The organism is Klebsiella sp. 2019SCSN059 (assembly GCF_021739525.1).
Classification (GTDB): domain Bacteria; phylum Pseudomonadota; class Gammaproteobacteria; order Enterobacterales; family Enterobacteriaceae; genus Klebsiella; species Klebsiella quasipneumoniae.
Map to the genome: position 1 here is coordinate 18,126 of NZ_JAKKOM010000035.1, position 13,984 is coordinate 32,109.

The window sequence follows — 13,984 nt, forward strand, 5'->3', positions numbered from 1 at the left end:
TGACTTATTAAAACGATTCCTGAACACCGATCCTGGCAGGGGCTGGATGCCGCCGGATCGCAACAAAATGTCTTAATAAGCCAGGCCAAATTATTCAGCCATGGCACAAGGGAAGAGCGATAAACAGGGTGGCGCAGAATGATAAACAACTACGATGTCACCCAGAAGTGCTCCACCTTGTAGACCCGACTCACCGCTCTGGGCGCTGAAGTGTTCGGGTATGAAACGCCCGACTGCGAACGTTTCTGGTGACAACCCAGGGGATTCAGCCCCTGTGGCCGGTGAGGAGCGTAACCAGACGCTCTTTCACCTCGGCGTTGCTCCCCCTCACGTATTTTCGCCGGACTGGTTCCTCCAATACGGTTACCTGGGCAACGCACCTCTTCTGGCAATTACCGACGTCTTTCACCTGGCCGGGGGAATAAGGACATTATATACCCCGCGAATACCCTTTCGCTGTAGCGTGAAATGCGCGAGCAATAGATACTTACAATACGTAAGCACTGCGGATATATAAAGGCTTAACGCCAGCTATGTCAACGCTGCGGTTATGCGGATTTTTCATGCCCCTGCGGCTAACAGAAAAAAGCCTTATGATAGCTATACTAATGGGGCTTTTTACTCCGTTTTGACCTGATTCCTGACCGGCGTCAGGGACAAGTCACAAAAATCATCACAATTTTCCGTCACCGGCGCTACAATCGACCGAAGTCACAATCTCAAATCAGAAGAGTATTGCTAATGAAAAACATCAACCCAACGCAGACCTCTGCCTGGCAGGCATTACAGAAACACTTCGACGAAATGAAAGATGTCACTATCAGCGAGCTGTTCGCCAAAGATAGCGACCGTTTTTCTAAGTTTTCCGCGACGTTCGACGATCTGATGCTGGTGGACTTCTCCAAAAACCGCATCACCGAAGAGACGCTGGCTAAACTGCAGGATCTGGCGAAAGAGACCGATCTCGCAGGCGCCATCAAGTCGATGTTCTCCGGTGAAAAGATCAACCGCACCGAAGATCGTGCGGTACTCCACGTCGCGCTGCGCAACCGCAGCAATACGCCGATTGTGGTTGATGGCAAAGATGTGATGCCGGAAGTGAACGCTGTGCTGGAGAAGATGAAAGCCTTCTCTGAAGCGATTATCTCCGGCAGCTGGAAAGGCTACACCGGCAAACCGATCACCGACGTGGTCAACATTGGTATCGGTGGCTCCGACCTCGGTCCGTTCATGGTCACCGAAGCGCTGCGTCCGTATAAAAATCACCTCAACATGCACTTTGTCTCCAACGTCGATGGCACCCACATCGCCGAAGTGCTGAAGAACGTCAACCCGGAAACCACCCTGTTCCTGGTCGCGTCCAAAACCTTCACCACTCAGGAGACCATGACCAACGCCCACAGCGCGCGCGACTGGTTCCTGGCGACCGCGGGCGACGACAAGCATGTGGCTAAACACTTCGCGGCGCTCTCCACCAACGCGAAAGCGGTTGGCGAGTTCGGCATCGACACCGCCAACATGTTCGAATTCTGGGACTGGGTTGGCGGCCGTTACTCCCTGTGGTCGGCGATTGGCCTGTCCATCATTCTCTCCGTGGGCTTCGACAACTTCGTTGAGCTGCTGTCTGGCGCGCATGCGATGGATAAACACTTCTCCACCACCCCGGCGGAGAAAAACCTGCCGGTGCTGCTGGCGCTGATCGGTATCTGGTACAACAACTTCTTCGGTGCGGAAACCGAAGCGATTCTGCCGTACGACCAGTACATGCACCGTTTTGCCGCCTACTTCCAGCAGGGCAACATGGAGTCCAATGGTAAGTATGTCGACCGTAACGGCCACGCCGTGGACTACCAGACTGGCCCGATTATCTGGGGCGAGCCGGGCACCAACGGTCAGCACGCGTTCTACCAGCTGATCCATCAGGGCACCAAAATGGTACCGTGCGATTTCATCGCCCCGGCTATCACCCACAACCCGCTCTCCGATCATCATCCGAAGCTGCTGTCCAACTTCTTCGCCCAGACCGAGGCCCTGGCCTTCGGTAAATCCCGTGAAGTGGTGGAGCAGGAATATCGCGATCAGGGTAAAGATCCGGCGACCCTGGAGCACGTGGTGCCGTTCAAAGTGTTCGAAGGCAACCGCCCGACTAACTCTATCCTGCTGCGTGAGATCACCCCGTTCAGCCTCGGGGCGCTGATTGCTCTGTACGAGCACAAAATCTTCACCCAGGGCGCGATCCTTAACATCTTCACTTTCGACCAGTGGGGCGTTGAGCTGGGCAAACAGCTGGCTAACCGGATCCTGCCGGAGCTGAAAGACGGCAGCGAAGTCAGCAGCCACGACAGCTCCACTAACGGTCTGATTAACCGTTATAAAGCCTGGCGCGCATAACGCTTGCGCCGTTAAGACGGAATGCCGACCTTATGGTCGGCATTTTTTTTACAGCCGCCGTAGCAGGCGGGCTGGATTCCCCGCCCACACGCCTTTCTCGGTGATGGACTTCGTCACCACGCTGCCCGCGCCAATCACCACGCCGTCGCAGATGCTGACGGCCAGAATCGTGGCGCCGCTACCGATCGACACGTCATCGCCAATCTCAATCCGCCCCCAGCTGGCGCGGTCGGCGTTTGGTTTGCCGTCGCGAAACAGGTCGTTGGCGAACATCACCCCGTGACCGATAAAACAGCGCCGGCCAATGGTGACGTACTCGCAGATAAAGGTATGCGACTGGATTTTACTCTCCGCGCCGATGCGGGTATTCCCCTGGATCTCAACGAACGGTCCAACGAAGACGTTATCACCCAGCGTGCAGTCGTACAGGTTGGCGGGCTGGTAAATAACGACATTTTTCCCACAGACGACGTTACGTACGCCGGTATCACGAAGCTCAGGCATAGTTCCTCTCACAGCGGTTTGGCCAGAATATGCAAGGTGCTTTGCTGGCTGGCGGAATGGAAAGTCGTGTCTCTGATGTGCTGCATCCCCTGGCGTTCGTAAAAACGGCGCGCGGCGGGATTCGCGGCGAGTACTTCCAGCCACAGCCAGCGTTCGCCGGCCGTTTTTGCTCGCGTCTCGACGGCGTGAAAAATCTGCTCGCCGTAGCGGTGGCCAGTCTCCCCCGGCATCAGGTAGAGCTTATGCAGCAGCGTACCCATCGTGCCATCTTCAGCCATTCGCTGCTGAAAGCTATATTTAGCGAAACCAACGGGGGAAGCGGCTTCGGCGATGAGCCAATGATGGTTGGCATCGGTAAGACTCCGACGTAGCGCATCTTCGGCATATTCTTGCTTAAGAAATAACGCCAGTTCATCGGCATTGCGCCAGAGATGGGCGAAGTGGTGCTGGTAACTGGCATAACCCATCGCGCTCAGTTGTGGCGCGTCCTCGGGCAATGCCTTTCGGATAGTTAACATGCTGCGTTCCTCGGGTCGTTCAGTGGCTATAGTGCCTGTAATATGAACAACGTGGAACGACAAAAATCGGTGGGGAAGGGGCTGGAGGTTCTTCCTCCAGCCGGGGGGATTAACGGGCGAAAGCGATCGCTTCGATTTCGACGCCAGCGTCTTTCGGTAACCTGGCTACTTCCACGCAGGAGCGCGCCGGAAAGGCCGCCTGATGTTCGGTAAAGAAGGCCTCGTAGGCGGCATTAATGGCGGCAAAATCCGCCAGGTCTTTCACAAACACCGTGGTTTTGACGATCTGACCAACGGTGAGGCCGGCGGCTTCGACGATGGCTTTCACGTTCTCCAGCGACTGGCGCGCCTGTTCGGCAATGTCGTCGGGCATGGTGCCGTCCTGCGGATTAATGGGCAGCTGGCCGGAGGTGAGGGTCATCGCGCCGAGATTGACGCCCTGAACGTACGGACCAATCGCGGCGGGCGCGTCAGCGGTAGTAATAATCATGTGTTTACCCCTTCAAACAGTTACAGAAAATAATTCAATAGCACCAGCGAGCCGACGCCGCTCACCACCACCCACACCAGACCTAAACGGAAGCTGGCGAGCGTACAGATAATGGCGGCGATCACCTTCGGATTTTTTAAGTCGAACTCCATGCTGGAATTCACGCTCAGGATCTGAATGGTGATGATGGCCGGCAGGACGGTGACCGGCACGAAGCGCAATGTTTTGGTCACCCGCTCAGACATCTGGATCTTGCCGGCCAGGCCGATAAACGAGAAACGAATAAGAAAAGTGACCGCGGCCATGCCCAGCGTCAGGGCGATAAAATAGCTATTACTCATTTTCCAGCGCCTCCACTAACGGCATATCGGATTCGGTTGTTGCCATCTGCTTGCGCTCTTCCGCCAGGTCGACGCACAGGCCGGCAAGGACGCCGAGTACGGAGGCGACGACGATACCCAGCGAGTAGGGCAGGACCACTAACAGCACGCCGGAAACGGCGGCCACTACCGCGGCGACGGTGCAGGCCTGGCTTTTAATTTGCGGCACCACGATGGCGATAAAGGCGGCGACCATGGCGAAATCGAGACCGTATTTCTCAATGTGGGGAAACGAGGCGCCGACCAGCGCGCCAAGAAAATCGGCCAGCACCCAAATCGCCCAGAAGGTGACCATCGCCGAACCATAAAACAGATATTTTTCCTTTTTATTTCCTTCCATCTCTTTGACGGTGGTGGCATACACTTCGTCGGTGAGCGCATAGGACATAAAGCATTTTTTAAAGAATGAGGCTTCGCGCACGGTGCCGGAAATAGAGGCGCTATACAGCACATGGCGAAGATTAATAATTAATGTGGTGAAAATAATCACGCCGAGCGTGGCGCCGGTTTTTAACATATTCAGTGCCAGCATTTGCGCCGAACCGGCAATCACAATCGCCGACCACGCGGTACTTTGCCAGACGCTCATGCCGGCGCTGACGCTTAATGCGCCAACAATGAACGAGAAAGGAAAGTCCCCGATGCACAGGGGCATAATGGCGCTGGCGCCGCGTAATATGACTTTTTTATTCATCGTAAAATACCTGTTGGTGCAGGCAATAAATCATTATTGCGTAGGGTACAAAAGGGCTGGTCTTATTTGCTGACCATAATGCGAATGATCTCTTTATCGGTTTGCGCCATAGGCTTAATCACGAGGCGGCACAGATTATTAATCGACTGTTCGACGTCGGCGCAGACAATGCCGTCGTTGGCGCTGGCGCAGCGGTTTTGCATCGCCATCAACACAGATTTAAAGGCGCTGGAAACCACCGAGGAGACCTTCATCGCGCAGCTGTTGGAAGCGCCATCGCAAATCATGCCGGTAACATCGCTAATCATATTGATGATGGCGGTGTTGATGGTTTCGATATTGCGGGTAAACAGCCATGCCATACCGGCGGCGGCGCCCATGGCGGCGGTGGAGGCCGCGCACAGTGCGGACAGGCGGGTATAGCGCGAATGGATGGAAATGGCCGTCAGATGCGAGAGCGCCAGCGCGCGAGCGAGCGTCTCTTCATCGGCATTCAGATGCTCGGCGACGGTAACTACCGGCATGGTCGCTGCGATCCCCTGGTTGCCAGAGCCGAAGTTCGACATGGCGACCACCGGGGCTCCACCCATACGCGCATCGGAAGCTGCGACGGTGTTGATAATGACCTCGCTCATTAAGTCATTACTTAACAAACCATTTTTAACGGCTTCAGAGAATGTTCCGTTAATATTCAACCCATACTTTTTCGATTTGCCTTCTGCAGCCAGTGCGCTATTGAGGCGGGCGGCTTCCAGAATAAACGTAATATTCTCAACCGGGGTGGAGATAATAAAGTCATACGCTTCCTGGAGAGAGAAAGTTGGCAGTTCAGTCTGCGCTGTGGCGCTATTTTCCCCGGCGTGTAATGGCTGCTGTTCGCCATTAATATATAACTCGACCACATTGGTATGCGTGCCTTTTACCACGACGCGACAGGTCTGGTCACCGGCGCTGAGGGTGAGATCGAGATGAATAAAGTCAGGCGTATCCTGGACGTCAATAGTAACGTGGCCGGCATCCACCAGCGCTTGTGCCTGTTCCACATGCTGTGAAGTAATGCCTGCCAGGGTCTGTAATCCCTTATCGGCATCGCCACCAAAGGCGCCGATGGCGGCGGCCAGCGCGACGCCATTAACTGTCGTGCCGGGAATCGTGACGCCCGTGGCGTTTTTATACAGGTTGGCAGAAATAAAACCGCTAATTTTTTCGCAGGGTGTCGCTAAATGTTTCGCGGCGTAAGCGGTGGTAAATGAAATAGCAACAGGTTCCGTACAACCTAATGCTGGTGCGACTTCTCGCTGTAGCCAGCGAATAAAAAGTGAGGATGCTTGGTCAGACATTATTATGATTCCTGGACGTAAGATGATGAGGAAATATGCTAAGGGAATCGGCAGAAAAAAACTTTCTCAAATAACCCTTTATTTATTGAGGTATGGAGAAAAGTTTTATTTTTAGCCTTATCAAAACATGCAGGCCTGTATGTAAATTAAGTTATTGATTAACAATGATTGTGCAGGGATAGTTTTATACAAAAAAGGGGATTCAGTTATGTCGATCACACGCCGTTAAGGAGAGCATTTTTCTCTTTTGCCGAAATCCTGTCCTGAGGGCGCAAACGTGGAAAGCCCACGCGGTGAGGGGTAACTGTAGATCTGGATCACACTTTTGCGCTATACCGGACGCAACAAGGACTGATTATGAGGTGTGAATATGTCGTCGGTTTATCGCCCACTGGTGAATTTTATCGCCACTGCGATGCAAACGGTTTTGAATCTGGGGCTGCTGTGCCTGGGGATTATCCTGATCGTCTTCCTCGGTAAAGAGACGCTGCATCTGGCCGATGTCCTCTTTACCCCGGAGCCGACCAGTAAGTACCGGCTGGTGGAAGGACTGGTGGTCTACTTTCTCTACTTCGAATTTATCGCGCTGATCGTCAAGTATTTTCAGTCGGGGTTCCACTTCCCGCTGCGCTATTTCGTCTATATCGGCATTACCGCGATTGTGCGTTTGATCATCATCGATCATGAATCGCCGATGGCGGTGCTCATATACTCCGCCGCGATCCTGATCCTGGTGATTACGCTCTGGCTGTGTAACTCCAATCGCCTGAAACGCGAATAAAAAAAAGCGGCCTCCAGGGCCGCTGACCAACAGTCACAAATAGAATTTATGTAGGGTCCAGTTGAGGATAGCAGTGGCATTGGCCTTACTTTTTCAGCTGAGGGCGACGGCGACAATACCCGGTTGGGGTCGTGTATTGCGGCTAGACCGTCGGCCCCCATCTGAAATTTGGGGCCGGTGTTACAAAAAAAACTTAACCTTTCACCCCACCCGCCGTCAGGCCGTTCACCAGCCAGCGCTGCGCCAGCAGGAACACTACCGTGATTGGGATGGCGGAGAGTACCGCCGCGGCGGCAAAATCGCCCCACAGATAGTTCTGCGGGTTGAGATACTGTTGCATGCCTACCGCCAGGGTATAGCTGTTCACATCGCGCAGCAGCAGCGAGGCGACCGGCACTTCGGTGATGGCGGCGATGAACGACAGAATAAAGACCACCGCCAGAATCGGCACCGACAGCGGCAGCAGCACGAGGCGGAACGCCTGCCATGGGGTCGCGCCATCCAGCGCCGCCGCTTCTTCCAGCGAGCCATCGATGGTTTCGAAGTAGCCTTTAATCGTCCAGACGTGCAGGGCGATACCGCCCATGTAGGCAAAGATCACGCCGCCGTGGGTGTTGAGGCCGACGAACGGGATGTACTGGCCCAGGCGGTCAAACAACGCGTACAGGGCAACCAGCGACAGCACCGCCGGGAACATCTGGAAAATCAGCATCCCTTTCAGCAGGGTCGCTTTCCCCGGGAAGCGCATACGGGCAAAAGCGTAGGCGCAGGTGGTGGAGAGGGTGACGATACCGATCGCGGTAATCCCGGCGACCTTAATCGAGTTCCACAGCCACAGCAGGACCGGGAACGGTGGCGGCGTGACGCGGCCATCCGCGTGTTCGACGCTGAAGCCTAACGCCAGACGCCAGTGCTCCCAGGAGATGGTATCCGGGATCAGGCTGCCGGTGGCGAAGTTGCCTTCGCGCAGCGAGATAGCGATAACCATCAGCAGCGGAAACATAATCGCGGCGATAAAAATCAGTAGCAGGAGATGCGTGGTAAATAAACGTAGCTTCTGCGATTTGGGTTGGACCATAGCCATTATCGTTATCTCCCTTAATCAAACTTCATGCGTGTGGCTTTCAGATTCACAATCGCTAACGCGCCAACCAGCAGGAAGATAAGCGTTGCGATAGCCGCCGCCAGGCCGAAGTCCTGACCGCCGCCGCCTTCAAAGGCGATACGGTAGGTGTAGCTCACCAGCAGGTCGGTATAACCGGCCGGGGTGGTGGTGCCGAGACGGTCCGGACCGCCGTTGGTCAACAGTTGAATCAGGACGAAGTTGTTAAAGTTAAAGGCGAAGCTGGCGATCATCAGCGGCGTCAGCGGCTTAATCAGCAGCGGGAAGGTAATTTTAAAGAAGTTCTGGAACGGGCCGGCGCCATCCATTGCCGACGCTTCGTACAGATCGTCCGGAATCGCCTTCAGCAGCCCCATGCACAGGATCATCATGTACGGGTAGCCCAGCCAGGTGTTGACGATGATGATCATGGTGCGCGCGGTGGTCGGGTCGCTAAACCACGCCGGTTTAATGCCGAACAGCGCGCTGAGCATCATGTTGATTTCACCAAAGCTCTGGTTGAACAGGCCTTTGAAAATCAGAATCGAAATAAATGACGGTACGGCATACGGCAGAATCAGCAGGACACGGTAAATCGCTTTGCCTTTCAGCGCTTCCCACTGCACCAGGCAGGCGAGGATCATCCCCACCGCGACGGTCAGCACCACGGTCAGAACCGAGAACACCACCGTCCAGACGAAGATGGCGAAGAACGGTTTCTGGATGCCTTCATCGTGGAAGACGCGGGTAAAGTTATCCCAGCCGATAGTCACGGTGTAGCCCGGGCTCAGCTTTTCTGTGCCCCAGCTACCGTCGGCGTTGATTGCCTGGTAGAAACCAACGTCGTTGTTCGGGCGGTATTTGACGTGGGTTTGATTGTTGGTCAGCTCGCCGTTTTCGCCAAGCGTATACAGCGGTTGGGTGCCGGAGAACTGGCGCAGCGAGCTCATGATCACTTTGCTGTCATCAGGCAGTACGGCGGTCAGCTGGTTCAGCGCGGTGCGGTTCTGGGTAATGACGCGCAGGTTGGCGCGCTCGCCTTCCGGCAGGGCGTCAGTTTCTTTTAACGCCAGCTTCTGCTCGCCGCCGAATTTAAAGGCGTCGGAAAGGTAGTTTTTACCGCTCTCGCCATTGGCCAGGGCCAGCTTCCACTCGTCGCCTGCCGGGATCAGCGTGAAGTTATAGGCTTTGCCGGCCTGGAAGGAGCGATCCATCAGCACCTGCTGCGCGCGCTCAAAGGTCAGCTGGTTGGTGCTGCTGTAGTTGGTGAACGCGATAGCGATAGTACAGATCAGCGGAAACAGGACAAACAGGCCCATGCCGGCGAGGCCGGGATAGACATAGCGCCAGGCATAGGCCTTGCGATTAGCGAAAATATACAGGCCAACTGAGCTTAAAATCAGCGTCATGATGGCGAACAGGTACTCCCCCTGGGCGTACATCAAAACAACAAGGTAACCCACCAGCAGGCACAGTAAGCCAATCACAGACCATGTGAGTTGCGGACTTTGCCACCAGTGTCTCTTTTTAACGGCATCCATGGGGATCATCCTCTACAGCGTTAAACATCTGTCGGCGTCAGTGCCTGATGGCGCTGCGCTTATCCGGCCTACGGATTGTGTAGGCCGGATAAGGCATTCATGCCGCCATCCGGCACGTGCGCTACAGCATTACTTAGTGATACGGCTCTGGGCATCCTTCAGCGCAGCATCGACAGTCTGACGACCGCTGGCGGCGTTGATAACCGCGGTACGAACGGCATACCAGAAGGCAGACATCTGCGGGATGTTAGGCATAATTTCGCCTTTCTGGGCGTTCGCCATGGTGGCAGCGATGCGCGGATCTTTTTCCAGTTTTTCCTGGAAGGATTTCAGCGCCACCGCACCCAGCGGTTTGTCGTTATTAACGGATTCCAGACCCTGATCGGTCATCAGGTAGTTTTCGAGGAACTCTTTCGCCAGCTCTTTGTTCGGGCTGGCGGCGTTGATCCCCGCGCTCAGCACGCCAACGAACGGTTTCGATGGTTTGCCTTTAAAGGTCGGCAGCAGGGTTACGCCGTAGTTAACCTTGCTCTTATCGATGTTAGACCACGCCCACGGACCGTTGATGGTCATCGCGGTTTCACCTTTGTTGAAGGCCGCTTCCGCGATGGAGTAATCGGTATCGGCATTCATGTGCTTGTTCTTGATCAGGTCAACCAGGAAGGTCAGGCCCGCTTTCGCGCCTGCGCTGTCCACGCCGACGTCTTTCACATCGTACTTGCCGTTTTCAAACTTGAACGCGTATCCGCCGTCGGCAGCGATCAGCGGCCAGGTGAAGTACGGTTCCTGCAGGTTGAACATCAGCGCGCTCTTACCTTTCGCTTTCAGTTCTTTATCCAGCGCCGGGATCTCTTCCCAGGTCTTCGGCGGGTTCGGCACCAGGTCTTTGTTGTAAATCAGGGACAGCGCTTCCACCGCGATCGGGTAGGCGATCAGTTTGCCGTTATAGCGAACGGCATCCCAGGTGAATGGATAGAGTTTGTCCTGGAACGCTTTGTCCGGGGTGATTTCCGCCAGCAGGCCGGACTGCGCGTAGCCGCCGAAACGGTCATGCGCCCAGAAGATGATGTCCGGGCCGTCGCCGGTCGCCGCAACCTGCGGGAATTTCTCTTCCAGCTTGTCCGGGTGTTCTACAGAAACTTTAATGCCGGTGTCTTTTTCAAACTTTTTACCCACTTCAGCGAGGCCGTTGTAGCCTTTGTCGCCGTTAATCCAGATAACCAGCTTACCTTCTTCAATTTTCGCGAGGGCAGAGGCGGAAAACATCATCGTGGTCAGTGCCGACAGCGCGAGGATGCGAGCGCCAGTTTTGATTTTCATATACCCGTCCTTTTTGGTGTTGTACTCGTGGATACACTTCGGTGGCTTAACGATGATGAGTTTCCTTTTTTAACAACCCCTTTCCATCCTCCCCAGGTCTACGCCCCACCCGCTGGTTGTGTGATCTCCATTGCAAAAACGGCCGTATTGCGTCCTGGAGCACAGAAAAAAGCGCCCAATTTTGTCGCCTCCATCACGAAATCACCCGCTGCCCGCCATCCCCCGCGGCGAGAGCCAATCTCTCATCCTCCCATCTCCTCCCCCATAAAAAAGCCGGGGGGTGGAGGATTTGCCCGGCTAATGAATGCCGCATAGTCGACCCATCTTGAATGTGACTGTTAGTGACAGGTTGTAACGAAGGGAGAAGGGCATGGCGAGCGTACAGCTGCGAAATGTAACGAAAGCCTGGGGTGACGTGGTGGTATCGAAAGATATCAATCTCGATATCCACGAAGGGGAATTCGTCGTGTTTGTCGGGCCATCGGGCTGCGGCAAATCTACCCTGCTGCGTATGATTGCCGGGTTAGAAACTATTACCAGCGGGGACCTGTTTATCGGTGACACCCGCATGAACGAGATCCCACCGGCAGAACGCGGCGTTGGGATGGTATTCCAGTCTTATGCGCTCTATCCCCACCTTTCCGTTGCGGAAAATATGTCGTTTGGCCTGAAGCTGGCCGGCGCGAAAAAAGATCTGATTAACCAGCGGGTGACCCAGGTGGCGGAAGTGCTGCAGCTGGCCCATCTGCTGGAGCGTAAACCGAAAGCCCTCTCCGGCGGTCAGCGCCAGCGTGTGGCGATTGGCCGTACGCTGGTGGCTGAGCCGAGCGTCTTCCTGCTGGATGAGCCGCTCTCCAACCTCGATGCCGCCCTGCGCGTTCAGATGCGTATCGAAATCTCCCGTCTGCATAAGCGACTGGGCCGCACCATGATCTATGTGACCCACGATCAGGTGGAAGCGATGACCCTCGCGGACAAGATCGTGGTCCTCGACGCCGGCCGTGTGGCGCAGGTCGGGAAACCGCTGGAACTCTATCACTATCCGGCTGACCGCTTCGTCGCCGGCTTTATCGGTTCACCGAAGATGAACTTCCTGCCGGTCAAAGTTACCGCGACGGCTATCGATCAGGTGCAGGTTGAACTGCCAAACCGTCAGCAAATCTGGCTACCGGTGGACAGCGCCAACGTTCAGGCGGGCGCCAACATGTCCTTAGGTATCCGCCCGGAGCATTTACTGCCCAGCGATATCGCCGATGTGACCCTCGAAGGCGAGGTTCAGGTTGTCGAACAGTTAGGTCACGAAACGCAAATTCATATCCAGATCCCCGCCATCCGTCAAAACCTGGTCTACCGCCAGAACGACGTGGTGTTGGTAGAAGAGGGAGCCACATTCGCTATCGGTTTGCCGCCAGAACGTTGCCATTTATTCCGTGAGGATGGCACCGCTTGTCGTCGGCTGCATAAAGAGCCGGGCGTGTAAGGCTTCCCATTAAAAAAAGGCGCGAACCCGGCTGACGGTACACCGGCGAAGCGTGCAAAGAAAAGCAATGATCTCAGGAGATAGAATGATGATTACTCTGCGCAAACTTCCACTGGCGGTCGCCGTCGCGGCAGGCGTTATGTCTGCTCAGGCGCTGGCTGTCGATTTCCATGGCTACGCGCGTTCCGGCATTGGCTGGACCGGCAGCGGCGGCGAGCAACAGTGCTTCAAAGCGACCGGCGCTCAAAGTAAATACCGTCTTGGTAACGAATGTGAAACCTATGCGGAACTGAAGCTGGGCCAGGAGCTGTGGAAGGAAGGAGATAAGAGTTTTTATTTCGATACTAACGTTGCCTATTCCGTGAATCAGGAAGATGACTGGGAAAGCACCTCTCCGGCGTTCCGTGAAGCCAACATCCAAGGTAAAAACCTGATCGACTGGCTGCCGGGCTCCACGCTGTGGGCGGGTAAACGCTTCTATCAGCGTCATGACGTTCACATGATCGACTTCTACTACTGGGATATCTCCGGCCCGGGTGCAGGTCTGGAAAACGTTGACCTTGGCTTCGGTAAGCTCTCTCTGGCCGCTACCCGTAACTCAGAAAGCGGCGGTTCTTATACTTTCTCCAGCGATGACACCAAGAAATATGCTGCGAAAACTGCCAACGACGTCTTTGACATCCGTCTGGCGGGCCTGGAAACCAACCCGGGCGGCGTACTGGAGTTAGGCGTCGATTACGGCCGTGCGAACCCGCAGGATGACTATCGCCTGGAAGACGGCGCGTCGAAAGACGGCTGGATGTGGACCGGTGAACATACTCAGTCCATCTGGGGCGGCTTCAACAAGTTTGTGGTTCAGTACGCCACTGACGCAATGACCTCCTGGAACAGCGGCCACTCTCAGGGAACCAGCATCGATAACAACGGCAGCATGATCCGCGTTCTTGATCACGGCGCGATGGACTTCAACGATGACTGGGGCCTGATGTACGTTGCGATGTACCAGGACGTGGATCTGGACAGCAAAAACGGCTCCACCTGGTACACCGTGGGTGTTCGTCCGATGTACAAATGGACGCCGATCATGAGCACCCAGCTGGAAATCGGTTACGACAACGTGAAATCTCAGCGTACCAGCGAAAACAACAACCAGTACAAAATTACTCTGGCTCAACAGTGGCAGGCAGGCAACAGCGTCTGGTCTCGTCCGGCTATCCGTATCTTCGCAACCTACGCGAAGTGGGATGAAAACTGGGGCTACAGCAACACCTCTGGTCTGCAGACGAAAGACAGCAGCGGAAGCGGCGCTTTCACCTCCAGCCGCGGTGACGACAGCGAAGTTACCTTCGGTGCCCAGATGGAAGTGTGGTGGTAATATCGTCCGCAGGACGGGTGTAACCTGGGAGGGGCATCGGCCCCTCCTGACTATTCAGGGTTAGCGCG

Annotated in this window: 13 protein-coding genes and 1 riboswitch; of the genes, 4 read left to right on the forward strand and 9 right to left on the reverse strand. The window is 55.2% G+C overall.

Annotated elements, in window-relative coordinates:
* Positions 1-157: 157 nt before the first annotated feature.
* Positions 158-393, reverse strand: a riboswitch (Lysine riboswitch).
* A gap of 348 nt (positions 394-741) precedes the next feature.
* Positions 742-2,391 carry a glucose-6-phosphate isomerase gene (pgi, locus tag L2I46_RS24455; RefSeq protein ID WP_023291617.1) on the forward strand — a complete coding sequence of 550 codons (1,650 nt, stop codon included), beginning with the start codon at positions 742-744 and terminating at the stop codon, positions 2,389-2,391.
* Positions 2,392-2,439: 48 nt separating this feature from the next.
* On the opposite strand, the gene L2I46_RS24460 is transcribed toward pgi, so the two are convergent.
* The 6 genes from L2I46_RS24460 to L2I46_RS24485 form a co-directional block, all read right to left on the reverse strand.
* Positions 2,440-2,895: an acyltransferase gene (locus L2I46_RS24460; RefSeq protein ID WP_032454553.1), complete on the reverse strand. Its 456-nt coding sequence runs from the start codon at positions 2,893-2,895 to the stop codon at positions 2,440-2,442.
* An 8-nt stretch (positions 2,896-2,903) separates the two neighbouring features.
* Positions 2,904-3,413 carry a GNAT family N-acetyltransferase gene (locus L2I46_RS24465; protein ID WP_032454554.1) on the reverse strand — a complete coding sequence of 170 codons (510 nt, stop codon included), beginning with the start codon at positions 3,411-3,413 and terminating at the stop codon, positions 2,904-2,906.
* A gap of 109 nt (positions 3,414-3,522) precedes the next feature.
* Entirely contained in the window at positions 3,523-3,903 is a 381-nt protein-coding gene (locus L2I46_RS24470) for a Rid family detoxifying hydrolase (protein ID WP_047718378.1), read from the reverse strand.
* 20 nt (positions 3,904-3,923) lie between these two features.
* Positions 3,924-4,244, reverse strand: coding sequence for an AzlD domain-containing protein (locus L2I46_RS24475; RefSeq protein ID WP_004206276.1), 321 nt, complete (start codon positions 4,242-4,244; stop codon positions 3,924-3,926).
* Positions 4,237-4,977, reverse strand: a complete 741-nt coding sequence (locus L2I46_RS24480) for an AzlC family ABC transporter permease (RefSeq protein WP_023291621.1) — start codon at positions 4,975-4,977, stop codon at positions 4,237-4,239. Before L2I46_RS24480 ends, L2I46_RS24475 begins: the two co-directional genes overlap by 8 nt.
* A 62-nt stretch (positions 4,978-5,039) precedes the next feature.
* On the reverse strand, positions 5,040-6,317 hold the full coding sequence (locus L2I46_RS24485) for an L-cysteine desulfidase family protein (RefSeq protein WP_023291622.1): 1,278 nt from the start codon (positions 6,315-6,317) through the stop codon (positions 5,040-5,042).
* A gap of 370 nt (positions 6,318-6,687) precedes the next feature.
* Here L2I46_RS24485 and psiE point away from each other — a divergent pair, with 370 nt between their 5' ends.
* Complete coding sequence (gene psiE, locus L2I46_RS24490; protein ID WP_004206282.1) at positions 6,688-7,098, forward strand: phosphate-starvation-inducible protein PsiE; 411 nt, start codon at positions 6,688-6,690, stop codon at positions 7,096-7,098.
* 193 nt (positions 7,099-7,291) lie between these two features.
* Here the strand turns inward: psiE and malG are convergent, their stop codons facing one another.
* The 3 genes from malG to malE form a co-directional block, all read right to left on the reverse strand.
* Entirely contained in the window at positions 7,292-8,182 is an 891-nt protein-coding gene (gene malG / locus L2I46_RS24495) for a maltose ABC transporter permease MalG (RefSeq protein ID WP_236948285.1), read from the reverse strand.
* A gap of 14 nt (positions 8,183-8,196) precedes the next feature.
* Positions 8,197-9,741, reverse strand: coding sequence for a maltose ABC transporter permease MalF (gene malF, locus L2I46_RS24500; RefSeq protein ID WP_236948286.1), 1,545 nt, complete (start codon positions 9,739-9,741; stop codon positions 8,197-8,199).
* 129 nt (positions 9,742-9,870) lie between these two features.
* Positions 9,871-11,061: a maltose/maltodextrin ABC transporter substrate-binding protein MalE gene (gene malE / locus L2I46_RS24505; protein WP_004206285.1), complete on the reverse strand. Its 1,191-nt coding sequence runs from the start codon at positions 11,059-11,061 to the stop codon at positions 9,871-9,873.
* Positions 11,062-11,431: 370 nt separating this feature from the next.
* Here malE and malK point away from each other — a divergent pair, with 370 nt between their 5' ends.
* Positions 11,432-12,541: a maltose/maltodextrin ABC transporter ATP-binding protein MalK gene (malK, locus tag L2I46_RS24510; protein WP_002884743.1), complete on the forward strand. Its 1,110-nt coding sequence runs from the start codon at positions 11,432-11,434 to the stop codon at positions 12,539-12,541.
* Between the two features lie 85 nt (positions 12,542-12,626).
* A complete protein-coding gene (locus L2I46_RS24515) occupies positions 12,627-13,916 on the forward strand; it encodes a maltoporin (RefSeq protein WP_002884747.1) in 1,290 nt (429 codons plus the stop codon).
* Positions 13,917-13,984: the final 68 nt, after the last annotated feature.

What these genes read in the sequence shown, in the direction of transcription:
- pgi (WP_023291617.1), top strand. Translation starts at nt 742, where the DNA reads ATGAAAAACATCAACCCAACGCAGACCTCTGCCTGGCAGGCATTACAG.
- L2I46_RS24460 (WP_032454553.1), bottom strand. Translation starts at nt 2,895, where the DNA reads ATGCCTGAGCTTCGTGATACCGGCGTACGTAACGTCGTCTGTGGGAAA.
- L2I46_RS24465 (WP_032454554.1), bottom strand. Translation starts at nt 3,413, where the DNA reads ATGTTAACTATCCGAAAGGCATTGCCCGAGGACGCGCCACAACTGAGC.
- L2I46_RS24470 (WP_047718378.1), bottom strand. Translation starts at nt 3,903, where the DNA reads ATGATTATTACTACCGCTGACGCGCCCGCCGCGATTGGTCCGTACGTT.
- L2I46_RS24475 (WP_004206276.1), bottom strand. Translation starts at nt 4,244, where the DNA reads ATGAGTAATAGCTATTTTATCGCCCTGACGCTGGGCATGGCCGCGGTC.
- L2I46_RS24480 (WP_023291621.1), bottom strand. Translation starts at nt 4,977, where the DNA reads ATGAATAAAAAAGTCATATTACGCGGCGCCAGCGCCATTATGCCCCTG.
- L2I46_RS24485 (WP_023291622.1), bottom strand. Translation starts at nt 6,317, where the DNA reads ATGTCTGACCAAGCATCCTCACTTTTTATTCGCTGGCTACAGCGAGAA.
- psiE (WP_004206282.1), top strand. Translation starts at nt 6,688, where the DNA reads ATGTCGTCGGTTTATCGCCCACTGGTGAATTTTATCGCCACTGCGATG.
- malG (WP_236948285.1), bottom strand. Translation starts at nt 8,182, where the DNA reads ATGGCTATGGTCCAACCCAAATCGCAGAAGCTACGTTTATTTACCACG.
- malF (WP_236948286.1), bottom strand. Translation starts at nt 9,741, where the DNA reads ATGGATGCCGTTAAAAAGAGACACTGGTGGCAAAGTCCGCAACTCACA.
- malE (WP_004206285.1), bottom strand. Translation starts at nt 11,061, where the DNA reads ATGAAAATCAAAACTGGCGCTCGCATCCTCGCGCTGTCGGCACTGACC.
- malK (WP_002884743.1), top strand. Translation starts at nt 11,432, where the DNA reads ATGGCGAGCGTACAGCTGCGAAATGTAACGAAAGCCTGGGGTGACGTG.
- L2I46_RS24515 (WP_002884747.1), top strand. Translation starts at nt 12,627, where the DNA reads ATGATGATTACTCTGCGCAAACTTCCACTGGCGGTCGCCGTCGCGGCA.